This window comes from Psychrobacter sp. ANT_H59 (assembly GCF_008369225.1).
GTDB classification, from domain to species: domain Bacteria; phylum Pseudomonadota; class Gammaproteobacteria; order Pseudomonadales; family Moraxellaceae; genus Psychrobacter; species Psychrobacter cryohalolentis.
This window is the reverse complement of sequence record NZ_VOBE01000001.1, coordinates 658724-682996: the sequence shown is the minus strand read 5'-3', so window position 1 is coordinate 682996 and position 24273 is coordinate 658724. Positions and strand designations below refer to the sequence as shown.

Sequence of the window (24273 nt, the reverse complement as noted above, 5' to 3'; positions counted from 1 at the left end):
TTTTGTTCATTGGTTATTCAAAGTGGATATTGGCTATTAAAGTTGTGCAAGCTCAGCTTTTAATTCATTCAATTCTGCTTGTTTGCTTTCATTGGGACGTACGCTAAGCTGCTTTTCTAACTTCTTAATTTTACTGCGCAGCTTTGCCGCTGCAATAGTGTTTTTTGCTTGAGCTTCACTGATATTTAACGACTGACTGGCGGCATTATTCAGTTTTGCCTCTACCATGCTGACCACGGGTCTACTATTGCTGCTATCCGCAAGTTGCTTGCTGACACGATTTAAATGGGTATGATAACGCTGTCTCAAATCCTCTTGCTCAAGGGTACGCTCAGGTGTCGACAGCGTACGCTCAACCGTGACCAAATCGATACAGTCAACAGGGCAGGGCGCTATACATAATTCACAGCCCGTGCATAAATCCGTAAAAATAGTATGCATATGCTTGCCAGTACCAACGATGGCATCAACAGGGCAGGCGGGAATACATTTGGTACAGCCAATGCAATCATCTTCACGAATAACGGCGCGCACTTCAACAGGCCGCTGAGAAGTACCATCTAGTGGCCATTTTGAAGGTTCAGCGCTTAGTATTGGCATATCAGCATCGATAATCTGCGCGATAGTATCCGCCACTGGCTGACCACCCGGTACACACTTATTATGTGGCTCACCATCCATCACGATAGCAACTGCATAAGGTAAGCAACCATCAGCATGGTCGCATAGACCGCACTGTGTTTGCGGTAGGCTGCCATCAATGCGCGCAATTTTTTCCTGAACATCAGCAGGCAATGTTTCTATCTTCAGCGAATCGAATAAGATTGGCAAATTGGTTAAACGGATATGATTGCTGTTTTTATTCATGGTGCTTTGCATTTAATGTAAAACCTTTATATCAGTGCTAGATGCTGATATTAAAATAAATAGGATAATAGTAATATGGATGAAGGTTGAATGATGCATTGATATGATAGATTAAAGCAAAATACCTTGCTCATTGGCAATTTGTGCAATCAGCTCATAAGCAATGCTACCCTTAAAGGGAATTTTTGGCAGCTTTGATAGATCAAAAAAATCTGCATGTGATAGCTCATCTTCTTGTATAACGATATCGCCATCTGCATAAGATGCTCGAAAGCCCAGCATCAAATTAGACGGAAACGGCCATGGTTGACTGTTCACATAGCGAATATCGGACAAGCTAAGACCCACTTCTTCTGCCACTTCGCGTACCACAGCATGCTCTAGACTTTCACCTACTTCTACAAAGCCTGCAATCAAACCGTATAGTAACGGTTGGGGCGACTGTAATAAATGAGAGGCTGTTTTTTGCTGACCGTAACGATGATGATGAGCCAATAAAATTTGCATTTCACCCGTTTTCGGGTTGGGTCGAGTAATGGCGGTAATGACGCAGGGCTGTACACGCGGATACTGACGCAATCGACAAACGTCACAAACCATGGCACGCTCACCGCATTTGGCAGCTACAGTGCGTGCCGCGCAGCGACTACAAAACTGTGTATCTGCTTGCCAACGAAGTAGTTGTATGGCTTGGCTAAGCTGAGCAGCGAATGCTATGGGCAGGTGCGTGATAAGCTGTCGATAAGGTATAAAAGTGTTAATACTGTTCTCTACATGGCTAATAACGCTGCTATCCAAGTCACTACTTGTTAATTCATCACTGTCTAAAATACTGGGCAAGGCGATATTATGTGCTATTGCATAATCATAAGTGATAGCGCGGCTTGCTTGTACAGTGACAGCATTAGCGTTATCAGTATCATCTACATCACTCGGCAGCCAGCTATTGGGCGCTAAGCTATCAAATAATGTAACCTGTCCTAATTGATAAGCTTGCTCATTACTGATATTAAAGTGTGCTAGCTCAACCTGTAAAGGCCACCAGCCATTAGGCGTTTGACGACATAAGATCGTTTCATCAGATAGGACAAAGGCGCGGATCATCATATAGGTTTCCAAACGGTCAAAGACAAGCTCATATCAGCTTGTCTTTGTATAAAAATTTAAATAAATGATTAAGCGGCAAGCAATTGGCTTAAGCTATGCTGCCCAACATCCAATGCTTGTTTGCTGACAGGGCGATTGTTCTCGAAACCGTCTAGATGATGGTCAACTGCCATGATAACATCAGCAATATAAGATAAGGTGCCATCATCGATACGATTACCACTATTGATACGTTGCTGTAAATAATTTGCCAATTGACTGAGCATACTGGCAGGCGTTGGCAATTGCAAGAAGCGTACCGCACCGCTTACTTGACGTAGCATTTCAGGGGTATTTTGAATATTAAGAATATCGCGCTCAGGCTCCGCAAGGTAGTCATTGATTGCTTGTTCAGCACTGGCAATTGCCGTACGACTCTCTTCTATCAAGGTATCATAAGCGGTATTCAGCTGATGTAGTGAGATATGAGGATTGTTCAACGGCAGATAAATTGCACCTGGAGTATGCATCTCAGCCATGGCGATGGTCGCGTTTTCTGCATGCATGAGTGCCAATAATAAATGATCAAAATCTTCTGGAGTAGGCGAGCGCCATGTGCTGACGGCTTCTGACGCTTTAATCAGGCTATTGGCGGCATTAGATAGACCAAGAAGATGCAACGCAGAGCTTAAAGTAGTGAGTTCTTCAATAATTTGCGAGGTCTGCATATCGACTGGATTGATTGAGTCACCACGGGCATAGCTGTCGACATTTTCTTTAATCGTATTGATTTGAGTCTGGATAATGATATTCAAAGTATCCGTCAGCTCACGGTTTGGACCAAACAAGAAGCGCTCCATCTGCTGGCGCTGTGGATCTTCTAAACGGTTGGCGGCGTATTGATCGCGCAGCATTTTTGCCGCTTCAGTATCACGTTGTCCGGCAAAACTGACCAAATCAGCAAAACGCGTATCCATGACAGGCAAATAGCTTTGGAATTGCTGCTCAACATAAATAAGCGTGTGCTTTTGAGTGACATTAAGCGGCAGTATGGCTGCGATATCAGTGACCGCAGCGGACGCTGCTTGCCAAAATAGACTGCTGGTATTTTTCGCTATCAAAGCACATGCCGCTGACATAGCATCCAATTTTTGCTGATCATCTTGATTGATGTTGCCATCCCGATTGACCAAAGTAACGCCAAGCCCACTACGATAAGCATAGGTCAGTAGCTCTTGATCAAGGTTGAGCTCATTTAGCGGCTGAAAATTCTTTTCAGGATCGGCGATAATGACGCTACTATTACCAAAAGCAGAAAAATAATCAGCAGCAATAGGCGCTATTTGGCTATGAGCATTTAGCTTATTAATAATAGGTAGTAATAAAGTAGGCTCTACCGACTCAGTCAGCAGCACAAATTCAACATAACGATCAAGCGTCATGATCGCTTCGGACAGATCCATGATTAAGTCAATATCACTATTGTCGCCACTGTCATAAAGCTCCTGTAAACCGTGTACAATCGCATTATTGAGTGCCTCTGCACCCACCAAAGATATCAGCTCAAAAATACAAGAAAGCTGTTTTAATACAATAATAGAGTCTAATAATAATGGCGCTTGGCTATTGTCGTCATTAAATTCGCCCAAATGAATCTCAGTATCTTTGAGTATGACCTTGACCTCATCGTGCAATAAGTGCAGCGATGGCAAATTAAAGTCAGTAACACTAAGCGTTGGCGCGGTCAATTTTATTTGCGTAGAGTGGTTCATAATTATTTTTTCCATAAGATACTGACGAAAATAGCAAATAGTTAGAGAGTAAATTAAAAAATAGCGCTAGATAAGGTTTTACTTTTTATCGTTATAATAATCAAGACTATATTCTCTAATCGCCAATATAAGAAGCGATTTTAATGTCTGTTACATTTTGGCTTTCAGCTCAGGATAATCTTCTGCGAGCGATGCATACCAGCTTTTATTGGCGCCCTCATCAGTACTTGACTCAAGCAATAAAGTTGCTAAATTGGCAAAGCTAGCATGGGCTGTGTGTCCGCCATCCGCTTGCGCGTCATCCTCAATGCCTAGCGTTACTTGTCCGCCAGTCATCGCCAAATAGACTTCTGCTAAAATCTCTGAATCTAGTAATGCCCCGTGAAAGGTACGGTCTTGCTTGCCCACGTCTAAACGACGTACGAGAGCATCAAGAGTATTTTTCTGTCCAGGATACTGCTGCTTTGCCATGACCAGTGAGTCGGTCACTTTTACTCGCTCAGCAAAGTCATGCATGCCAACTTTGGCAAACTCCATATTTAAGAAGTTCATATCAAACGAGGCATTATGAGCGATGACTTCTGCACCATCCATAAAGTCATAGAGCGACTGCGCGACTTGGTCAAAGGTTGGTTTGTCCGTTAAAAACGCTTCAGAAATACCGTGAATTCGAATAACTTCTTCATCCATACCGCGCTGTGGGTTGATATAGACGTGGAGCTTTTCGCCGGTGAACTTACGTCCGATCATCTCTACAATACCGACTTCGATAATGCGATCGCCTTTTAGCGGATCAAGACCGGTGGTCTCAGTATCCATAATGAGCTGACGATCAGATTCATGACGATGGATTGGCTTGGGTAGCAGCGGTATAAAATACGGATTGGCACGGCTGGTATCACCATCGAATTTTGGCGTATCTGCTTCAACATTAGTAACCATGTTGGACGCATGGTTATTGATACTTGTGTCAATCAAAGGCGTCTGGGCGTCTGGCATTTCTATAGCACTCATTGAATTGGTGGCATTGTACGGACTAATATTTTCTTCAGCGAAAGCATGAGTATTTATTACATTGTCATTATAACTTTGATTCTCTAGTAGTTCGGCATCAAGCTCATCATCCATCATATCAAAACCTAATGGATCAAAATTTAGCCAATCATCGCTGCTTGATGGCTTTTTATCAGCTGTTATTTGCTCTTTTTTTTTAATGTTATCTTGAGTCTCTATTATCGAATATTCACTACGTGAGGTCACACCTAGGTTCGCAAGCTCATCCGCTTTTTCATTGCCAGCATGTCCAGCATGACCTTTTACCCAATGCCAATCAACATCGCGTCGCTGACAGAGCTCATCGAGTCGCTGCCATAGGTCTTGATTGGCGACGGGTTTTTTACTGGCCGTTTTCCAGCCTCTTTTTTTCCAACCTTCAATCCACTCAGTGATGCCTTTTTTGACATAACTTGAGTCTGTCCAAATCTCGAGTTTTTGCTCATGCGGGCTATAGGTCAATGCTTGTATCGCACCCATCAATTCCATACGATTATTGGTTGTTTCTTTATCACCGCCATAAAAATCCTGCGTCCGTCCGTCGCTAAATATCAGATGAGCGCCCCAGCCACCAGCACCAGGATTGCCTTTACACGCGCCATCTGTGTAAGCAACCGTAGTGTCTGCTTTGGCAGCCAATGGGTTTATGGCATTACTGGTGTTAAATGGCTGCGCTGCGCTGCGATTTTCTGACATAAAAATTTACTGACCTAATAGAGAATAAATACAGGATATAGCGAAGCGATTTCACTGATATATTGGAGGTTAATTCTAGCTACCTATGTTGGAATTGAGTATAACAAATCCAGCGTTAATAGGGGCAATTGCCATGCACAAAAAACCAAAAACAGATATCCTAATAGTAAGCTTATCGTTTTCTGTTAAAATAGAGCGGTTGTAAGGATATGTCTAGCCAGACATTAACTATAATTTGCTTAACTAAAGCTTTCAATGCTCGAATGCAGGATTACCCTATGATGTCCTTAGCCTCAAAACCTTCTTCTAAAAACCTCAGCCATTTGATGATTACGATGGCTGCGAGCAGTATGCTGCTTTTGAGCGCTTGTAATGATAGTAATACCCAAGCGGATACCAAAAAGGTTGAGAAGGTAGCAGATTTATCTATCTTTGAGGGCTGTTATACCGTCAGTCATGATGAGCCGGCGCAAATAAAAGTCAGCCAACAGGGCGGCGCATGGGTCATGCAGATGAAAGAGCCTGCAAGTGCCAAACGTGTTTGGGATGATGCTGAGCCGTTAGAGGTGATTGAAAATAGCGACATACCACAGTTTTTTTCTATTGATCCTGATAATGTCGATGCGGTGATTGGTCGTCCGGATAGAGTGTTGGTATTAGCTCATGTTAAGCCTGTTTATGCCAATATCGATCCGCTACTTGATAGTGAGTACTTGTCTTATATCTATAAAGGGGCAAACACTATTTATCGAGTCGAATGTGATGACGTTAATACTGATATTTTGGCCAATCCTCATGCCAATATTGTCATTGATAATGTTAAAGAGACTATTTAGTTAGGTATTATCAGTCAATATTACATATCTGTTATTTATGATAAAAAGTGCTTTTTTATCAATACAATTTTGTTATAAACCGTCGTATCATTAGAGTTAGGCAATATGAATTTTTTTAGTTATGTGGTGTTGGGTGGGTTTTCGTATGCGGCTGGTTGGGCGATACGAACCTATGTATTAAACAAAAAACCTGAACCTGAGCAGAATTATAATCTAAAGCATCCAGCTATCTTGGCGTATTTGGGCGGGTTCTTTATTATTATGTTGATTGTCTCATGGCTCATCGGTCGCTACGTGCTTGGGCACGCCAGCATTGATGTGCCATTTATTATCATAAACAGTCTGGTTGCAACCTTTGTCTATTCGTTCGGTCTCAATCCAGAAAAAGCCCGTTATGATGTGCCGGATTAATGGCTTTTTGCACAAGTAAAATTAATAGAGATATTGTTATTCTCATAAAAAGACACGGTCGATGAATACCTCATTGAACGTGTCTTTATAGCAAATACTATAGGAAGTTATGTTGGCTATGTTGCTTAACAAAGACTGCTAGGCAGCTATAACGACTTTTTAGTATCTACCTTATCATCTTCCGCTTTAGACTCTTCGTCTTTATCTGATTTTTCCGTACTTTTATCTTTGAGCTTTTTATTAGTAGGCTTTGAGTCTTTATCTTCAGATGTGCTTTGTTGATCTTTCCAAGTTTTGTACTTCCGCAAATCTTTTTCCATGAGCTTGAGACAAAATTTCAGTACCAAAGCATCATCGATTCGACCGATAAAAGGGATAAAGTCTGGAATAAGATCAATAGGGTTTATAACATAGAGCAGACCAACCACTGCCGCTGAAATAGTTTTATAAGGGATATTACGATAGTTACCTTGGTAGTAGTCTTTTACCAAGCTCATGAGCAATAGTAAATCCTTGGTATAACGCTCAAGACCGCGACCGTTTTCAAGTTGGTCTTTTATTTTGTCTTCTTTACCCAAGATGAGTCTAATGCTATCCATTAGGCTTTTATTGTCTTTCTCTTTGTCAGCCATACTTATATTCCTTATTTTTTGTTAAAGACTATTGAACGCCCTTTACTATAACAAGAGTCGTCACTTCATCCAAATAAGGCTGTGAGTGATTCTGTAGCGTTTTGTTGACTAGCATAACAATGGGTTGAGCTGCCCTAGACAATCTTAAACCAAATTGCCGTCCCAACTTCCGTTATAATGCAATGTTTCAAAGATAAAGGCTTAGCGCATATTAAATGAAATCGCGTGCATTTAAAGCATCAATGCTAAAGAAGTATCCTTGTTAAACAAGCATTAACTGAATAGTACAAAAAGGTAAAATAATGACCAAGATATCTTCTGGACTTAATCGTCGCCAATTTTTATGTCAAGTCGGAATCAGTGCAGGGGCAGGATTATTAGTAACCCAAAGCATGACTCAGGCGCTAGCCGCCAATGCTATTCAGCAAGATAAAAGTACGCAGCTTACCAAAGATGACCTGCCAACGGCGTTAACATCACAAGAAGCAGCGCCCGAAACATTGCAGGCGCAAACGAGTTGTATCACGCCGAATATTGAGACGCGGCTTTTTGCCAGCTCTAATGTCGGTGGTAGTGACGAGCGCAATCAATTGGCGTTAGATCGCATGGCTTGTGCAGGTTTTAAAGTCGATAATCCTACGATTACCACTCGGCAGTATTTGCGCTTTGCAGGTACGGATTCGCAAAGAGCAAGTGATCTGCAAAATATCGCCACGGGTGCGATCAAAGCGCCAAAGCTGCTACTTGGTGTACGCGGTGGCTATGGTGCTGTGCGTCTATTGCCGATGGTGGATTGGTCAACGCTGGGACGCATTATGAAGGAGCGTGGCACGATACTCGCAGGCTTTAGTGATGTAACCGCTATTCAGTGCGCACTATTGGCAAAAGGAGGCATGAGCTCGCTTGCCGCCCCGATGCTTTACAGTGAGTTTGGCAAAACCAAACCCGACCAAGTCAGCTGTCGACAATTTGCGGAAGCATTAACCAATCCTAATCTGGCTGTCAACATACCAGATGCCTCTTTAACCAGTCCAAATTTACCGAGCATCTTGGCAAGCTCTGAGCCGAAAACGATAACGGGCACTATTTGGGGTGGCAATCTGAGCGTGGTGTCAGCGCTGGCAGGCAGTGAGTATGTGCCACGAATTGCTGGCGGTATCGTATTTTTAGAAGATGTCGGCGAGCAAGCCTATCGTATTGAGCGCATGCTGTATGATTTGTATTTGGCAGGTGTGTTTAAAGATCAGCAAGCCATCGTGTTTGGCGCGTTATCAGGTGCAGGTGAGGACAGCTATGACAAGCGTTATGATGTCGCCACCGTGATTCGTCAATTGCATAAGCTGACAGGATTGACGATTTATAGCGGCATGCGCTTTGGTCATATTGGTCAGAAACACAGTTTTCCACTGGGGGCGACGTGCCAGCTTAGCGCCAATACAGTCGGTGGCTATCAATTGGCATTTAGCGATTATCCCACTATTAAGTCGGACGCCATTCATGTCGAAGGCTTGTGGCAATAAAATTTAGGTCTATAGTCGAATCCAAATAAATCAGTTACATGGCTATCAAGTTGCTCAATGAAAAGTTGTTTTTCTTGCGTGCTGTGCCTACGCCGATAGATGCTGCGCAAAACAACTTTTCGTCTCGCTGTATCGTTTTTATATCGAATTAACTACATAAAATTTTTGCTGTGATAAATTTGCTTCAGCAACGTATTACTTTGAAAAAATACACTATAAAGTTAAATCGCCAGTCTCGAAAATTTCTCCTGATATTCTTTCGGGGTCAGTTCAGTAGCGCGTTTAAAAAGCCTAGTGAATGAGGAAATATCATCGTAACCAACTTGCTCCGCTAACGATTTTATCGTCACATCGCCCAATTCCAGTAAGCGCTTTGCCTGCTCAATTCTGACTGCTTGAATATACTCAATCGGGCGCATCGCAACGCAGGATTGAAAGCGTCTATTTAACGTGCGTGGGGTGATATTTACCATAGCTGCCAAGCCGCTAACTTGAATAGATTGCTTGAAGTTTTCCTCGATAAACTCTTGTACTTGTTTAACCAGTTGATCTGAATGTGGTTTATGCAACGTCACATTGGTATAGCTGTTTTGATTGCCTCTTTTACTATCAATAATCTGGGTTTTTGCCACTTGGGTAGAAATCTCACGCCCACAATAACGCTCTATCAATAGCAATCCCAAGTCATAAAAGGCGCTACCACCTGCCGCACAAAATATATTGCCTGATTGGTGTGCTGAATCACTTTTTGGCTGGCTTTTTGATTGGTTCTTTGATGGATTCTTTGATTGAGTGACAAATTGATTCTCTTGCAAATCAACCAGTGGAAAATCTGCCTTAAACTTACTGGCATAGCCCCAATGAGTAGTCGCTACTTTGCCATCGAGCAAGCCTGCTTTTGCCAAAAAGAAAGCCCCGCTACAATTACTAGCGATATCCGCTTTGGTATTCGCCAGTCGCTTGATGTGCGGAATTAAATCGCTATTTTGGCTCAATACTTTATCGATTGAATCGCCAATGGTTGGAATTAATAGTAAGTCGCACTCTGCGACTTCCTGAATATCGCAATGCGCGCGCATGATTAAACGGTTGCTGCATCTAATATCCGCGCCACCTAAGCTTGCAATCTGCACGTCAAACCTTGGTTCTACTGCCTCATCCAAAAACCGTTGCCAGCTGACGCCAGTAAACGAAAATAAATCTAACGCCCCAGCGAGCACACTGCCGAGCACGCCATCGAAGCCAACGATAATCACTTTAAACGGTTTGAAGTAGGGCAAAATTTGGCTTCCTTTAAGTGTATGCAAATTTATGGCTGATATTCATCAGCCGCACGATACGTAATTTGAAATTCACTCACCATAGGTTAGAGAGAATGTCTTATTTGACCATAATTATGTCATAAATGACAATACGGCAAGGCGTTAAATTAGATTAATATCAATGAATCACCAAATTTAATGAGTTAATGAGAATACTATGGCAGCAGATACGCTTATCAATGACTTTGAGTTACCGTTCCAACTATATGATGTATTGGGTACTGAACATTTAACCGAGCATCCGAAGTTTGCAGAACACAGCCGCGAAACCTTCGATGCAGTATTAGACACTGCCAATAAAATCGCGACCAATTTATTCTTGCCCCATAACCATGTGGCAGATAAAAACGAGCCACAGTTCGATGGCAAAAAAGTCAGCATGATAAGTGACGTAAAAGTCGCCTTTGATGCGTTTCGTGAGTCGGGCTTCATCGCTGGTCGTTATAGCTTTGACGATGGCGGCATGCAATTACCCGAAACGGTTATGACCGCAGTGGCAGGCTATTTTATGGCGGCCAACCCATCAACGACGGCTTATCCATTTTTGACCACGGCGGCGATTAATGTCATCTCACATTTCGCCAGTGATGAGATTAAAAATGCCTTTATGCCGCGTATGCTAACGGGTGAATTTACCGGCACGATGGCATTAACTGAGCCACATGCTGGCTCATCGCTTGCCGATATCAAAACTACCGCCGTTAAACAAGACGACGGCAGCTATCGCGTCAAAGGCAGCAAGATTTATATCTCAGCAGGCGATCACGAATTGTCTGACAATATCGTGCATTTGGTATTAGCCAAAGTGCCGGGCGGTCCTGGTGGTGTCAAAGGTATCTCTTTATTTGCCGTACCCAAGTATCGACTCAATGACGATGCATCGGTTGGCGAGCGCAATGACGTGCATTTAACGGGACTTATTCATAAGCTGGGCTATCGAGGTGCGACTTCTACCGCATTAAGCTTTGGCGATGCAGGCGAGTGCTATGGCTATCTTATCGGCGAAGAGCATTTTGGTCTGCGTTACATGTTTAAAATGATGAATGAAGCACGTATCGCGGTTGGTTTTGGCGCGGCGATGATTGGCTATCGTGGTTATCAGTATTCGCTCGATTATGCCAAAGACAGAACGCAGGGCAGAATTGCACCGAATAATAAACCTGAAGATGCAGCAACGGCGATTATCCAGCATGGCGATGTGAAGCGTATGTTGCTTGCGCAAAAAGCCTATAGCGAGGGCGGCATTTCACTGTGTTTATATGGCTCAAACCTGATTGACCGTATCAATACTTGTGAAGATGCAACATTAAAAGCTGAGCTATCAGAACTGCTGGATTTATTAACCCCAGTATTAAAAGCATGGCCATCTGAATATGGGCCCAAAGCCAATGATTTAGGCATTCAAGTATTGGGCGGTGCAGGCTATACGCGCGAGTATCAAGCCGAGCAGTTTTGGCGTGACAATCGTCTCAATCCCATTCATGAAGGCACAAATGGTGTGCAAGCGTTAGATTTATCATTCCGTAAGTTATGGCAAAACAAGGGTCTTGGTATTCAAATTCTAAAACGTGAAATTACCCAAGACTTAGAAAGCATTACCACGCCCGAGACTGCCAAACTTGCCGGTAAATTGATGCCTTATATGGGTCATCTGCATGAAGTATTGGTGCATCTAAGCAAAATCCTGCAAACGGAAAAAGCACTAACGCTGACTGGTAACGCACAAGCATTGATGAATATCTTTGCCTCTATCGTGGTCAGCTGGATTTGGATTCGCCAAGCCAGTAAAGCTGAGCAATTGCTAAGCGAGACAACAGATATTGAAAAGCAGAATTTCTATCAAGGGAAAATACAAGCAGCCAAATACTTTATCGATTGGGAATTGCCGTTAATTAATCGCGACATCGAACTGTTAAATAATGACAATGCGGTATGTACCAATATGCAAGCAGAATGGTTTTAAGTGACTGTTTGGAATGTTTTCAACATAAGAACATGCCTGAACAATACGACTAATGTGATGCTGGGATGAATTTTTCGAAGTCTTTGGAGTGCAAAGCGCACAGCAAGCGAGAAAAATTTATCCCAGAAGAACGCTTTTTAATATATTTGGCTTATTTTTAATAAACTCTTTTTAAGCAAACGATACCAATGGCTTTTTATAAAAATTTAAAGGAATAAATAATGACAACAATGAATAAGCAGTGGCGCTTAAAAGAAAGACCTGTTGGCGCACCGAGTTCGCAGACTTGGGATTATACTGAGTCAGAACTACCGATTATCACAGACGGTCAGTTACTGATAAAAATTGAATATATTTCGATGGATCCAGCGATGCGTGGCTGGTTAAACGATGCCAAATCTTATATCGAACCAGTACAGATTGGTGATGTCATGCGCGCGGGTACCGTGGGCGAAGTCATTGAAAGTAAGCATGAGAAGTTTGCCGTCGGCGATTATGTCTGTGGTCACAATGGCGTGCAGTCATATGCGGTCAGTGATGGTAATGGGTTATACAAAGTCGATCCAAACCTTGCACCCTTATCTTATTACTTAGGCGTGCTCGGTATGCCAGGTATGACTGGCTACTTTGGCTTATTAAAAACTGGTGAGCCAAAAGCTGGCGAGACGGTGGTCGTCTCTGGTGCTGCGGGTGCCGTTGGTGGCTTGGTTGGACAGATTGCCAAACTAAAAGGCTGCCGTGTCGTTGGTATCGCAGGCGGTGCTGAGAAATGTAAATTCTTAGTTGATGAGCTAGGTTTCGATGCTGCAGTAGATTATAAAAATGAGGATGTCAAAAAAGGCTTAAAGCAAGCTTGTCCAAACGGTGTCGATGTCTTCTTTGATAACGTAGGCGGCGATATCTTAAATGACGTCCTCACGCAAATTAATCTGCGCGCGCGTATCGTGATTTGCGGTGCGATTAGCCAATATAACAACACCACAGCGGTAAAAGGGCCGTCAAATTATTTATCCTTATTGGTCAATCGTGCCCGTATGGAAGGCATCGTTGTCTTTGATAATATTAAAGAGTATCCAATCGCGATGAAAGAGATTGCTGGCTGGATTCAGTCAGGTGATATGAAAGTAAAAGATCATATCGTTGAAGGTATCGAGACTTTCCCAGATACCCTGATGATGCTTTTTAAAGGTGAAAACTTCGGCAAACTGGTACTTAAGGTAGAGGGATAGATCATGACACTGAATACAAACGGAATTTCATCAGATGTAACGGGCAAACGAATTTTGATCACGGGCGGTGCGTCTGGCATCGGTGCGGTTAGCGCGTTATTGCTAGCCAGTCGCGGCGCAAAAGTTGTGATCGGTGATATGGCCGAAGAGATGGGCGCTGCGGTTGCTAAGCAAGGTCAAGACGCTGGCAATAGTATCGTCTTTAAAAAGGTCGATGTGACGAGTGGCGACGAAGTACGCGCGTTGTTTGCCTTTGCCATGGAAACGTTGGGTGGTCTTGATGTCGTGGTAAATAATGCGGGCATCGACCATCAGCCTGCACCGATGCATGAGCTAAGCGATGAGGACTTTGACCGTAATATTGCCGTTAATCTAAAAGGCGTCTGGCATTGCATGCGTGCGGCTGTTACTTGTATGGCAGCCAATGGTGGCGGTCACGTGATTAATGTGGCATCCATCGCAGGGCTGCGTTCTGCGCCGTTATTGTCAGCATATAGCGCCGCTAAACATGGCGTGATGGGACTGACCAAGTCTGCTGCTCATGAATATGCGCGCGTCAATATTCGCTTTAACGCCGTCTGTCCAAGCTTTATTGACACCCCTATGGTGCAAAATACCATGGCGAAGATGGGCGAGCGCGCGCAAAAAGCAACAATTAATGCCAGCCCGCTACGTCGTTTAGGGACAGTTGATGAAGTATCCGGCGCGATTGCATGGCTCGCGAGCGATGAAAGCAGCTTTATGAATGGTCATGCGTTTACCCTTGATGGTGGCATGTTGGCTTAGCTGACTTAATGCAATTTCTTAAAACGATTGGTATGAAATTTCTAAGCTAAGTATCTCAGAGCTGGTAAAAATTTTCTTGCTTGCTGTGTGCGTTGCACTCCAGAGGCTGCAAAAATTTCTTCCAGCTCTGCTACACATTTAAAATGTATAAATAATATATTTAAAAATATAAGGAATAATAATGAAAGATTTATTTGATTTAACGGGTAAGATTGCTTTGGTCACAGGTGCTAGTCGTGGTATTGGCGAATCTATTGCACGCTTATTAGCTTCTAGAGGCGCGCACGTCATTGTCTCTAGCCGTAAAATTGATGCTTGCCAAGCGGTCGCTGATAGCATTGTCGCTGATGGTCACAAAGCCAGTGCCTTTGCGTGCCATGTCGGAAATATGGATCAGATTGATGCTATTTTTGAGCACATCAAAAGTGAGTTCGGTCAAATCGATATTTTAGTCAATAATGCCGCTGCAAACCCTTATTATGGTCATATCTTAGATACGGACTTAGCCGCTTTTGATAAGACCGTTGAAGTCAATATTCGTGGTTATTTCTTTATGTCGACAGCTGCTGGTAAGATGATGCGCGAGCAGGGCGGCGGGGTTATCTTAAATACCGCTTCGGTCAATGGCTTAGTCGCAGGTGACAAGCAAGGCATCTATTCAATCACCAAAGCTGCTGTGATTAGCATGACTAAAGCGTTTGCAAAAGAGTGTGGCCCATTGAACATTCGTGTCAACGCGTTGTTGCCTGGTTTAACCGATACTAAGTTTGCCTCAGCGTTAACGACTAATGATAAAGTCTTAAAAATGGCGCTACATGCAATTCCATTAGGACGCGTAGCAGATCCAGATGAGATGGCTGGCACGGTATTATATCTAGTGTCTGATGCGTCAAGCTATACGACGGGCGCAACGATCGTTGTTGATGGTGGGATGTTGGCTTAGTTAGCCGTTCGCCCTCTAAAAGTAGAGCCATTTTTAAAACCGTATGCTGATAAATGGCATACGGTTTTTTATTTGGTTATAGTAAGTACTAATATTTTAAGTAACAGTGTTTGAAATAATAGTGTTTGAAGTAATAATATTTAAGGAAGGAGTAAAGCATGCAAGCATCTATTGTTAAAAAATTTTCCAATATCAAAACATGGTTATTCGTTCCAGCCACTCGCATAGATAGAGTGGAAAAAGCCTTTGCCAGTGGGACAGATGCAGTGATTGTGGATTTAGAAGATGCGGTTGCTACAACGGACAAGGTGCGAGCTCGCAAAGATTTACAAGTCTATTATAATAGTCAGGCTTATCAGCCGATTTGGGTACGCATCAATAAAACAGGTAGTGAGGAGTTTTTCAAAGACGTAGTGCTCTGTCAGAAAATGCCTAATTTGGCTGGCGTGTTACTAGCCAAAGCTGAGCAAGCATCAGATATTGAAAATGCTCATAACATGACTGGACTGCCCGTCATTGCATTAATAGAGACAGCGCTTGGTTTATATCAAATCGATAGTATGGCAAAATCTGCTGGACTGCTTGCATTTAGCTATGGGTTTTTAGATTTATGCAATGATTTACAGGTGCACGTAGGTACAGCGGCAGCAGATGTTATTGCCAATCAAATTCGTTATCAGCTTTTACTCACATCAAAAGCACATCAATTATTAGCGCCTATTGATACAGTTTATACTGATTTTAACGATGGTAAGGGGCTTGGGCAGCGAGTGCAATTATGGTCACAAATGGGCATGTCCGGAATGCTTTGTATCCATCCAAAGCAAGTAGCAACTGTTAAGCAATCTCTGCAACAGACTGACGCCGATATTGAGTTTGCAAGACGTGTGATAGAAGAATACGAGCGGAGCGGGCAAGCGGTATTTAAAATAGCAGGTCAAATGGTCGATGCGCCCGTAATTGAGCGCTGCCGTCAGTTGCTGAGTTCATAAGGTATTTTTTGATAGAATGCGCTCTAATAGACTAAAACAGCAAAAAAGGCGCGGTACGACTGGCTTTTGATTTTGCGACTTCTGCTGGTGTGCCTTCTGCCACAATAAGACCGCCCTCATCACCCGCACCGGGCCCAATATCGATAATCCAATCACTATTACTAGCGACTTGCATGTCGTGTTCGACCATAATCACAGTGTTACCAGCGTCAACGAGTCCGTTCAATTGCGCCATCAATAGCGACACGTCCGAAGGGTGCAGGCCAGTTGTTGGTTCATCAAGGATATAAAGCGTGTCTCCTCGTTGTGTCCGTTGCAGTTCGGTGGCAAGCTTAATGCGCTGTGCTTCACCGCCCGAAAGCTCGGTTGCTGGCTGACCAAGCCTGAGATAACCAAGTCCGACTTTTAGCAACGCGTCTAATGCTCGTAGTATGGGTGCTTCTTCTACAAAGAATTCATAAGCAGATTCGACGGTGAGATTGAGGATTTCAGCGATATTTTTGCCTCGATAAGTGATCTCAAGGGTTTCATTATTGTAGCGTTGCCCATGACACACTTGGCACGGCGAGTAAACACTCGGCAGAAATAGCAGTTCGACGCTGACAAATCCGACACCTTCGCAATTTGGGCAGCGGCCTTTTTTAACGTTAAAGGAGAATCGACCGGCATCGTAACGTCGTGCCTTGGCTTCTGGCGTTGCTGCAAATAATTTGCGCACATGATCGAACAGGCCGGTATAAGTGGCAAGGTTTGAGCGCGGCGTACGACCGATGGCTTTTTGATCGACGGTCACCAATCGACTCACGTGTTCCATACCATCAGCAATCTTACCGCTGGTCTGAGTTTCTAGTTCTTGCTCTAGTAAATCAGCTTCGCCAGTCGGCGCTTCGATGATTGTCTTCTGCCCTAATTCGCTATAAATGAGATCGACCAGCGCCTGACTGACTAGACTTGATTTGCCTGAACCTGATACGCCCGTCACCGTTGTCATCACCCCTAGAGGAAACGCTACATCTAGCCCTTGTAAGTTGTTGCGTTCGATATTGACCAGCTGTAGCGAGGCTTTTGCTTTTCTTGGGGTATGCTCAACCGCCCCGTCAGTCTCAAAAAGATACTGTCCTGTGCGTGATTGTGCAACGTCCCGCAATCCTGCTACAGGGCCACTGTAAATAACTTCGCCGCCATGGGTTCCAGCCTTTGGCCCCACATCGACAATCCAATCGGCGTGCCGAATCACGCTGACATCATGCTCAACAATAAATAACGAGTTACCAGCCGCTGTTAGTTCATCCAATGCGCCCAATAGCGCTTGAGTATCGGCAGGATGTAATCCAGCAGACGGCTCGTCAAGCACATAGACCACACCAAACAGTTTAGAGCGAATCTGGGTGGCGAGCCTTAAGCGTTGTAGTTCACCCGGAGACAAGGTAGGTGTAGTGCGTTCAAGTGAAAGATACCCTAAGCCCAGTGTGGTTAACGCCTCAACTCGAGACAGAATGTCACTGGCAATACGTTGAGCAACGATGGCCTTTTCTCGGTTTGGCATGTTGTCAGTCGGTTTAGTCTTGGCAGCATCCTGAAGTTTGAGCGCCATTTCGGTTAGGGTTAATTGGGACAATTCACCAATATCAAGACCCGCGAACTTCACCGATAGCGATTCTTTTTTGAGTTTTTTGCCATGGCATTCTGGACATTCAGAAATTTGCATAAACTGGGAAACGCGCTTTTTGGTACGCGGACTTTGAGTGCTAGCAAAAGAGTGCAAGACGAAATTCTTTGCACTGGTAAACGTCCCTTTATAATTGGGCTTTTCGCCTTTTTTAATCGCCTCGCGTACTTGTTCAATGTTGTACTCTGGATAGACAGGGACTTCTGGAGTGTCGTCGGTAAAGAGAATCCAATCGCGGGTTTTTTGGGGCAGGGTATTCCACGGCTTATCGATATCGTAGCCAAGTGTGGTCAGGATGCGGCTTAGGTTTTGACCTTGCCACGCAGGCGGCCAAGCGGCAATCGCACGTTCACGAATGGTTTTGGTATTGTCAGGAACTAGCAATTCTTCTGTCACCTCAAACACGCGGCCAATACCGGAGCAAGTAGGGCAAGCGCCATCTGGCGTATTTGGAGAGAACGCGTCAGCGTAGAGTATACCTTGACCAGCAGGGTATTCCCCCGCTCGTGAGTAGAGCATGCGTAAGCCATTTGAAATCGTCGTTACGCTACCGACCGATGAACGTACAGACGGCGTACCTCGTTGTTGTTGCAGGGCAACAGCGGGCGGCAAGCCTTCTATTGAATCGACATCAGGCTGATCCACTTGATCGATCAAGCGTCTGGCATAAGGCGATACTGAGTCAAGATAGCGGTGTTGTGACTCAGCAAAAAGGGTGCCAAATGCCAGCGAGGATTTGCCTGACCCTGATATACCCGTGAATACCACAAGGGCATTACGCGGCAAATCAACATCGACGTTTTTTAGATTGTGAACTCTTGCGCCTCTGACTTGGATACTATGAGCAGGGTCGCAAGCGATATTTTTAGTGGCATTGTCATCAACTTTTGCACTGGATTTTACTTTTTTATTTTTAGTGGTCATAAAACAGTTATTCCTATCAAATCGTATTTTTAGCTTTAGTGTGCAGAAGGCGGGTAAAGTTTTGGCTAAGAAACTGCTTGTTAAATAATTAGCTAATTAAGCAATGTCTTGGCTTAAGCAATGTCTTGGCAATCTAAAACCATCCTAGCATGTCAATATCGAATCCTTAGATAGGTTTACGCTTTACAGACAGAGGACAGACATAGCAATGCCAGACAATAACATTTATAAGGTTTCATCTCTGAATTTCAGCTTATAAGTCTTGAAAAACTGCTTTTAAGACATGCGGATTTTTGAAGTGGGTGAGCTGGCAAGTGGCGAGGTAGCTGATAATGGTTTATCATTAATCATATTTATTCATGATTTAAAAAAGAGTTCTATGATTTTTATCAGCAATACCATTAGTCTAAATGACAGTGACGTAGAGATTAGTGCCATACGTGCGCAAGGCGCAGGCGGGCAAAACGTCAATAAAGTCTCTTCTGCGATTCATTTGCGTTTTGATATCCATGCCTCAAGCTTGAGTGATGTAAATAAGCAGCGTTTGCTTGATAGTAAAGACAGCCGAATTACCAAAGAAGGTGTGCTCATTATTAAGGCGCAGCAATTTCGTACCCAAGAACGTAATAAAATTGATGCGTTTGAGCGCTTACAAAGCTTTATCACCAAAGCTACTTATATCAATAAGACGCGAAGACCTACCAAGCCAAGCAGAAATGCTAAGCGTAAACGTGTCGATCAAAAAACTCAGCGTGGTAAAACAAAAGTATTACGCGGTAAGGTGGATTTTTAGATAGACTGATTTGAAGGTGGATTTTCACAATTGACCAAAAAGCAAAATGCCAGCCCATCTAAGTGGCTGGCATTTTTTTGTGCGCTGAATGAACTTTGGTTAATCTGCCCTTAGCTAACCAAGCCTTTTACTTAACTCAGGAAAGCGCTTTATCATAAATAGCATCAGTAGCAATGCCATAACCGCGATAGCCGCCCCAACATAGCCCACGCTCGATAGTGAAATATGTGTCACTGCATAGCCTCCGAACAGCGCGCCCGTCCCAATGCCTAAATTGATAATCCCTGAAAACATCGACATCAGCATGTCTTGTGCATTGACATCGACCATGATGACCTTGGCTTGCATGGAGATAATCAGCAGCATGAGCGCCGCGCCCCAGAGTAGGGCAATCAAGCTGAGCGCCCATATTGAGGTTACCGCAAATAACAGCATGAGCATAGACAATAGTATCAGTATCGTCGATATCAGCATTAATCTGGTATTGAATTTATCACCCCAACGACTGAAAATTACACTACCCGCAATCCCTGCGACACCGAACAATAGCAGCACAACCGTTGCAGCGTTTTCACTGATTGCCCCAACCTGCCGCATAAAAGGTTCGATATAAGAGTAGGCGGTATAGTGTGCGGTAAAGACAAGCAAAATAAGTACATATAGGCTGACCAATAAAGGGTTTTTAAGCAACTCTGGAATCTTTCTAAACGAGCCCTCAAACATACTTGGCAGGGTGGGTAATAGCCTTGCTTGCAAAATAAATACTACCAAAGCAACTACGCCGATTCCGCCAAATGTCGCCCGCCAGCCAAACCATTGACCGACCACGCGTCCTAGAGGCACACCCAACACCATCGCTAATGACGTACCGGTCGCAAGCACGCTAAGTGCCAAATCCTTTTTGCCTTCCGGTGCCACGCGTATCGCAATCGCTGCGGTGATTGACCAAAATATCGCATGCGTGAGCGCAATGCCAACTCGGCTGATGAGCAGTACTTCAAAGCTCCACGCAAATACTGACAACACATGGCTGGCAATAAACACCGCAAACAAGGCCAACAGCAAACGCTTGCGCTCAAAGCGACTGGTCAGCAGCATCAATGGCAATGACATGGCCGCGACAATCCATGCATACAGTGTCAACATCCAGCCCGTCTCTGCCGTGGTGATAGAGAAATCTTGGGCGATGTCGCTTAATAGGGCAACAGGGACAAATTCGGTGGTATTCATGATAAAGGCGCTGACGCCCATTAGGAATACTTGAAAATACTGAGTCCGGCGAGCATTTGCGCTCACCTCAATGTTAGGTTTCATAAGATCCAACGGTCAGAAAGAATGCTAAAAAATTAGCGTAAAAACGGGGCAGGAAGTGAGATGTTCACAGAAAAGCTAAGCAAGATAGCAAGTCAATGGGTTTAGTTAAAGGGGTTTTTTGCTAATGTCATTAATGCTTAGCCTTTTAATGATAAATACTGACTTCGACAATAGGTTTATCTGGTTTGTCAAAATAGATAAATCAGAGGATAATTCCAAATAATATCATACTTATTTAGAAGTTATATTATGCTCATCAATGCAGATTTTTCATGCCGTGCTGCCTTAGCACCTGAACACTATCAGTGGGTCCAATCACCACAAAACGGCGTCGAGCGCGTGATGCTTGACCGTGTTGGTGCCGAAAAAGCACGTGCTACCAGTATCGTACGCTATGCCCCTGAGTCAAATTTTCCGCATCATCTGCACCCAGGAGGTGAAGAGATTTTGGTATTGTCAGGCACTTTTTCTGCGGATAACAACGATTATCTTGCTGGCTGGTATCTACGCAATCCACCGACTTCAGGGCATCAGCCTTATAGTCATGAGGGGGCTGTTATTTTTGTCAAACTTTGGCAGATGACAGTCGATGAGACCCGTCATGTCGCTATCGATACCAACGATGCTGACAACTGGCAAGAACAAGGCGGCCGTGAGGTTTGCCATTTATACTCGGATGCAAAAGAGCAGGTGAGCTTGCAATGTATAGATGCAGGTGAGGCATTGTTTACAGGTGTCATCGTAGGAGGTGCTGAGCTATTGGTGCTAGAGGGTACTTTGATAGAAGCGGGACAGAGTTATCAGCGCGGTGGTTGGATACGTCTGCCTGTCGATGCGATATCGCAAATAACAGCAGGAGAGAGTGGCGCCACGGTTTATCTAAAAACTGGACATTTATCACAAATAGTCGGTATGGATGTTCACTGAGTTTATAAGTACTGTTGAGAAAAATAATATGAAGAAAGCATCGGTAGCGATTATTGGCGGCGGTCTAAGCGGCTTGTATGCGGCTTATTTATTAGAGAAAAAAGGCATCGATTATGTGCTGTTAGAGGCGCGTCCGACGCTAGGTGGTCGTATCGTTACTGCGAAATTTTCGAGAGATAATAAAAATATAAATAGTTTTGATTTGGGACCTTCTTGGTTTTGGCCAAACTATCAGCAGCAGTTGGCGCATCTAATTGCAGAACTGCAATTAGAGACCGTAATGCAGTTTGAAGACGGCGATATGATGGTCGAGCGCACGCCTGATATGCCTGCTATTCGTACCCACGGATATAAAAGCGAGCCACCATCCATGCGACTTAAAGGCGGTATGGCAGCATTGATAGAGGCTCTGTATCTTCGCTTAGATGCATCACGTATTTTGACTGGTCAAATCGTATATCAACTTAATCATGTTGGTCAATACATTGAGATTGCTAGTAAAGATATATCTGAGCAAGTAATGACTTGGCAAGCGCAATATATACTGCTTGCACTACCGCCACGTTTGGTACAAGAAAGCATCACGTTTCAACCTGCTTTACCTTCCAATCTAGCTGCGCAGTGGCAGCAGACAGCCACTTGGATGGCGCCACATGCAAAATATGTGGCGGTTTATGACACGCCTTTTTGGCAAAAACAGGGTCTTTCTGGAGCGGCGAGAAGCGCCCAAGGTCCTATGGTTGAGATTCATGATGCTTCGGTGACAGACGGTAGTGGTGCGCTGTTTGGTTTTATAGGTGTACCTGCAGAAATACGTCAAAATATTTCTGAAGCCCAATTAAAAATCCATTGCCGTGCACAGTTGGTAAGACTGTTTGGTGTAGAGGCAGAGAACCCTAAAAGAGAATATCTTAAAGACTGGGCGCAAGAACCGTTTACAGCGACTGCTACTGACTCGAGTGGCAATGGTCAACATACGTCAGCACCTGTGTCTAAAGCAACATCCGGCGTATGGGAAAATTGTCTGACGGGTATTGGCAGCGAATGGTCAACACAATTCCCAGGTTACCTCGCTGGGGCGATTGATGCCGCTAGCATAGGGATGCTAAACCTTCCTGAGTCAGTCTTGACTTAATTAATCCTGCTTATACCAATATAAAGAACCGCCTCTAAACAGTCGTTTTTGGATCAGCTCTTTCCTAGCTATACGGGCGTTTCAATCTTTATAGTAAGGAGAGGTTTGAGCTCAATGCAAAGTGCGGTGCGTCAAGTAAAGCCATATTGTCAGTCCGCCTTGCCCCCATAATTCCATCTAGCCTTATCTCATCTAAAATAAACAAAATACATATTAACCCTTCACATTGCTAGATTATTTCTATAAAATACCGACCGTGTGGTTTCTTTAATATATATACATTATTAATATGTGCTCAATTTGAGACAGGTATCCTAATTATGAGTCCTACCACGATTGCTTACGGTTACCTTGCCATTGCTATCATTTGTGAAGTCATTGGCACCACCTTTTTAGCTAAGTCAGAGCAGTTTACGCGTTTGGTGCCGACAGTGATTATGGGTGTGCTCTACGCCATCTCGTTTTACTTATTGACACAGACTATCAAGACCATACCGCTTGGTATCGCTTATGCGTTATGGGCTGGACTTGGGATTGTACTAACCTCATTGGTAGGCTTGGTGTTTTTTAAGCAAACACTGGATACAGCAGCGGTGGTTGGTATTGCGATGATTGTGGGCGGTGTCGTCGTGATGAATTTACTATCTAATTCTGTCGGGCATTAATTGTGTATCTGGAGATAAAAATGGAAGCTGAAAACGCGCATAAGCGCAAAAAACAACCAGAAGTAGTACGTCGGGCATTACTTGACCAAGCGGCACGCATTACTTTAGAGCAAGGTTTGGCCAAGGTGACCTTCCAAGCGGTTGCTGATGCAGTTGGGGTAACCAAAGGTGGCGTGATGCATCATTTCACCACCAAAAACGCCTTGGTGATGGAAGTATTTCATGACGCTATGAAAAAGTTTGAGCTAGAGGTTGACGCGGCTATGGCAAAAGACCCAGTGCGTTTTGGCTCCTTTACCCGTGCTTATATCAATGCCACGATTAGCTTGGGCGAAAAAGGGCAGCATGAGTTCAATAGCCAAGCGACACTATATGCATTGATGCTAGGCGATAGTGAGCTACGTGACTTATGGGCAGAGTGGGCAAATTCACAATTAAAGAAACATGAAGAAACCGACAATACCGAAACATTATGTATGGTGCGTTTAGTCGCTGATGGTATTTGGCTCTCTGATTTTTCAGGAATTAATATCTCAGATAAAACATCCATTCATAAACGCTTGATAAGCATGACGCAATCTGAGAAAGAGTAAGACGCTGCTCTCAACTGATTTATCGAAGAAGCGTTTTTTATTATAGAAGCATTGAAAGAAAATCCTGTAGAAATAGACGCTATAAATTTATTTTAAATACTTAACCCATGACGAGATTATTTGGTATTAACTTTTTTATAAAGCT

Annotated in this window: 21 protein-coding genes; 13 read left to right on the top strand and 8 right to left on the bottom strand. The window is 43.8% G+C overall.

Annotation, left to right across the window (positions count from 1 at the left end; genetic code table 11):
- Positions 1–36: 36 nt before the first annotated feature.
- The 4 genes from FQ083_RS02695 to dnaQ form a co-directional block, all read right to left on the bottom strand.
- Entirely contained in the window at positions 37–879 is an 843-nt protein-coding gene (locus tag FQ083_RS02695; protein ID WP_149408733.1) for an RnfABCDGE type electron transport complex subunit B, read from the bottom strand.
- A 99-nt stretch (positions 880–978) separates the two neighbouring features.
- Complete coding sequence (gene nudC, locus FQ083_RS02690) at positions 979–1974, bottom strand: NAD(+) diphosphatase (RefSeq protein ID WP_149408732.1); 996 nt, start codon at positions 1972–1974, stop codon at positions 979–981.
- A gap of 68 nt (positions 1975–2042) precedes the next feature.
- A complete protein-coding gene (locus FQ083_RS02685) occupies positions 2043–3725 on the bottom strand; it encodes a hypothetical protein (protein ID WP_262880822.1) in 1683 nt (560 codons plus the stop codon).
- Between the two features lie 150 nt (positions 3726–3875).
- Positions 3876–5474 carry a DNA polymerase III subunit epsilon gene (gene dnaQ, locus FQ083_RS02680; protein ID WP_149408730.1) on the bottom strand — a complete coding sequence of 533 codons (1599 nt, stop codon included), beginning with the start codon at positions 5472–5474 and terminating at the stop codon, positions 3876–3878.
- Positions 5475–5752: 278 nt separating this feature from the next.
- On the opposite strand from dnaQ, the gene FQ083_RS02675 reads away from it, so the two are divergent.
- Positions 5753–6310, top strand: a complete 558-nt coding sequence (locus FQ083_RS02675; RefSeq protein WP_149408729.1) for a hypothetical protein — start codon at positions 5753–5755, stop codon at positions 6308–6310.
- Positions 6311–6415: 105 nt separating this feature from the next.
- Positions 6416–6721, top strand: coding sequence for a hypothetical protein (locus FQ083_RS02670; RefSeq protein ID WP_149408728.1), 306 nt, complete (start codon positions 6416–6418; stop codon positions 6719–6721).
- 146 nt (positions 6722–6867) lie between these two features.
- Here FQ083_RS02670 and FQ083_RS02665 read toward each other — a convergent pair whose 3' ends face one another.
- Entirely contained in the window at positions 6868–7353 is a 486-nt protein-coding gene (locus FQ083_RS02665) for a YkvA family protein (protein WP_149408727.1), read from the bottom strand.
- 302 nt (positions 7354–7655) lie between these two features.
- Between FQ083_RS02665 and FQ083_RS02660 the strand changes: the two genes are divergently transcribed.
- Positions 7656–8873, top strand: coding sequence for an LD-carboxypeptidase (locus FQ083_RS02660; protein WP_149408726.1), 1218 nt, complete (start codon positions 7656–7658; stop codon positions 8871–8873).
- 221 nt (positions 8874–9094) lie between these two features.
- Here FQ083_RS02660 and FQ083_RS02655 read toward each other — a convergent pair whose 3' ends face one another.
- Positions 9095–10153, bottom strand: a complete 1059-nt coding sequence (locus FQ083_RS02655) for a GlxA family transcriptional regulator (RefSeq protein ID WP_149408725.1) — start codon at positions 10151–10153, stop codon at positions 9095–9097.
- A 199-nt stretch (positions 10154–10352) separates the two neighbouring features.
- Between FQ083_RS02655 and FQ083_RS02650 the strand changes: the two genes are divergently transcribed.
- From FQ083_RS02650 to FQ083_RS02630, 5 genes are all read left to right on the top strand, one after another.
- Entirely contained in the window at positions 10353–12158 is a 1806-nt protein-coding gene (locus FQ083_RS02650; RefSeq protein ID WP_149408724.1) for an acyl-CoA dehydrogenase, read from the top strand.
- A gap of 221 nt (positions 12159–12379) precedes the next feature.
- Positions 12380–13387, top strand: coding sequence for an NADP-dependent oxidoreductase (locus FQ083_RS02645; RefSeq protein ID WP_149408723.1), 1008 nt, complete (start codon positions 12380–12382; stop codon positions 13385–13387).
- Between the two features lie 3 nt (positions 13388–13390).
- Positions 13391–14173: an SDR family NAD(P)-dependent oxidoreductase gene (locus tag FQ083_RS02640; RefSeq protein WP_149408722.1), complete on the top strand. Its 783-nt coding sequence runs from the start codon at positions 13391–13393 to the stop codon at positions 14171–14173.
- A gap of 181 nt (positions 14174–14354) precedes the next feature.
- Positions 14355–15116 carry an SDR family oxidoreductase gene (locus tag FQ083_RS02635; RefSeq protein ID WP_020443142.1) on the top strand — a complete coding sequence of 254 codons (762 nt, stop codon included), beginning with the start codon at positions 14355–14357 and terminating at the stop codon, positions 15114–15116.
- Positions 15117–15274: 158 nt separating this feature from the next.
- Positions 15275–16108 (top strand): HpcH/HpaI aldolase/citrate lyase family protein, encoded by an 834-nt coding sequence (locus FQ083_RS02630; protein WP_149408721.1) that lies wholly within the window; start codon positions 15275–15277, stop codon positions 16106–16108.
- A 31-nt stretch (positions 16109–16139) separates the two neighbouring features.
- On the opposite strand, the gene uvrA is transcribed toward FQ083_RS02630, so the two are convergent.
- Positions 16140–18701 carry an excinuclease ABC subunit UvrA gene (gene uvrA / locus FQ083_RS02625; RefSeq protein ID WP_149408720.1) on the bottom strand — a complete coding sequence of 854 codons (2562 nt, stop codon included), beginning with the start codon at positions 18699–18701 and terminating at the stop codon, positions 16140–16142.
- A gap of 379 nt (positions 18702–19080) precedes the next feature.
- On the opposite strand from uvrA, the gene arfB reads away from it, so the two are divergent.
- On the top strand, positions 19081–19494 hold the full coding sequence (arfB, locus tag FQ083_RS02620) for an alternative ribosome rescue aminoacyl-tRNA hydrolase ArfB (RefSeq protein ID WP_149408798.1): 414 nt from the start codon (positions 19081–19083) through the stop codon (positions 19492–19494).
- 114 nt (positions 19495–19608) lie between these two features.
- Here arfB and FQ083_RS02615 read toward each other — a convergent pair whose 3' ends face one another.
- Positions 19609–20808 carry a sugar transporter gene (locus tag FQ083_RS02615; protein ID WP_149408719.1) on the bottom strand — a complete coding sequence of 400 codons (1200 nt, stop codon included), beginning with the start codon at positions 20806–20808 and terminating at the stop codon, positions 19609–19611.
- 249 nt (positions 20809–21057) lie between these two features.
- On the opposite strand from FQ083_RS02615, the gene FQ083_RS02610 reads away from it, so the two are divergent.
- The 4 genes from FQ083_RS02610 (at position 21058) to FQ083_RS02595 (ending at position 24128) form a co-directional block, all read left to right on the top strand.
- On the top strand, positions 21058–21735 hold the full coding sequence (locus FQ083_RS02610) for a cupin domain-containing protein (protein WP_149408718.1): 678 nt from the start codon (positions 21058–21060) through the stop codon (positions 21733–21735).
- A gap of 28 nt (positions 21736–21763) precedes the next feature.
- Positions 21764–22870: a flavin monoamine oxidase family protein gene (locus FQ083_RS02605; protein WP_188004051.1), complete on the top strand. Its 1107-nt coding sequence runs from the start codon at positions 21764–21766 to the stop codon at positions 22868–22870.
- Positions 22871–23190: 320 nt separating this feature from the next.
- Positions 23191–23535: a DMT family transporter gene (locus FQ083_RS02600; protein ID WP_011513213.1), complete on the top strand. Its 345-nt coding sequence runs from the start codon at positions 23191–23193 to the stop codon at positions 23533–23535.
- Between the two features lie 20 nt (positions 23536–23555).
- The gene (locus tag FQ083_RS02595; RefSeq protein ID WP_149408716.1) at positions 23556–24128 is read left to right on the top strand and encodes a TetR/AcrR family transcriptional regulator; all 573 of its coding nucleotides are present in this window, start codon (positions 23556–23558) and stop codon (positions 24126–24128) included.
- Positions 24129–24273 lie beyond the last annotated feature (145 nt).

Coding starts and splice junctions, on each gene's coding strand:
- FQ083_RS02695 (WP_149408733.1), bottom strand. CDS start 879: ATGCAAAGCACCATGAATAAAAACAGCAATCATATCCGTTTAACCAAT.
- nudC (WP_149408732.1), bottom strand. CDS start 1,974: ATGATGATCCGCGCCTTTGTCCTATCTGATGAAACGATCTTATGTCGT.
- FQ083_RS02685 (WP_262880822.1), bottom strand. CDS start 3,725: ATGAACCACTCTACGCAAATAAAATTGACCGCGCCAACGCTTAGTGTT.
- dnaQ (WP_149408730.1), bottom strand. CDS start 5,474: ATGTCAGAAAATCGCAGCGCAGCGCAGCCATTTAACACCAGTAATGCC.
- FQ083_RS02675 (WP_149408729.1), top strand. CDS start 5,753: ATGATGTCCTTAGCCTCAAAACCTTCTTCTAAAAACCTCAGCCATTTG.
- FQ083_RS02670 (WP_149408728.1), top strand. CDS start 6,416: ATGAATTTTTTTAGTTATGTGGTGTTGGGTGGGTTTTCGTATGCGGCT.
- FQ083_RS02665 (WP_149408727.1), bottom strand. CDS start 7,353: ATGGCTGACAAAGAGAAAGACAATAAAAGCCTAATGGATAGCATTAGA.
- FQ083_RS02660 (WP_149408726.1), top strand. CDS start 7,656: ATGACCAAGATATCTTCTGGACTTAATCGTCGCCAATTTTTATGTCAA.
- FQ083_RS02650 (WP_149408724.1), top strand. CDS start 10,353: ATGGCAGCAGATACGCTTATCAATGACTTTGAGTTACCGTTCCAACTA.
- FQ083_RS02645 (WP_149408723.1), top strand. CDS start 12,380: ATGACAACAATGAATAAGCAGTGGCGCTTAAAAGAAAGACCTGTTGGC.
- FQ083_RS02640 (WP_149408722.1), top strand. CDS start 13,391: ATGACACTGAATACAAACGGAATTTCATCAGATGTAACGGGCAAACGA.
- FQ083_RS02635 (WP_020443142.1), top strand. CDS start 14,355: ATGAAAGATTTATTTGATTTAACGGGTAAGATTGCTTTGGTCACAGGT.
- FQ083_RS02630 (WP_149408721.1), top strand. CDS start 15,275: ATGCAAGCATCTATTGTTAAAAAATTTTCCAATATCAAAACATGGTTA.
- uvrA (WP_149408720.1), bottom strand. CDS start 18,701: ATGACCACTAAAAATAAAAAAGTAAAATCCAGTGCAAAAGTTGATGAC.
- arfB (WP_149408798.1), top strand. CDS start 19,081: ATGATTTTTATCAGCAATACCATTAGTCTAAATGACAGTGACGTAGAG.
- FQ083_RS02615 (WP_149408719.1), bottom strand. CDS start 20,808: ATGAAACCTAACATTGAGGTGAGCGCAAATGCTCGCCGGACTCAGTAT.
- FQ083_RS02610 (WP_149408718.1), top strand. CDS start 21,058: ATGCTCATCAATGCAGATTTTTCATGCCGTGCTGCCTTAGCACCTGAA.
- FQ083_RS02605 (WP_188004051.1), top strand. CDS start 21,764: ATGAAGAAAGCATCGGTAGCGATTATTGGCGGCGGTCTAAGCGGCTTG.
- FQ083_RS02600 (WP_011513213.1), top strand. CDS start 23,191: ATGAGTCCTACCACGATTGCTTACGGTTACCTTGCCATTGCTATCATT.
- FQ083_RS02595 (WP_149408716.1), top strand. CDS start 23,556: ATGGAAGCTGAAAACGCGCATAAGCGCAAAAAACAACCAGAAGTAGTA.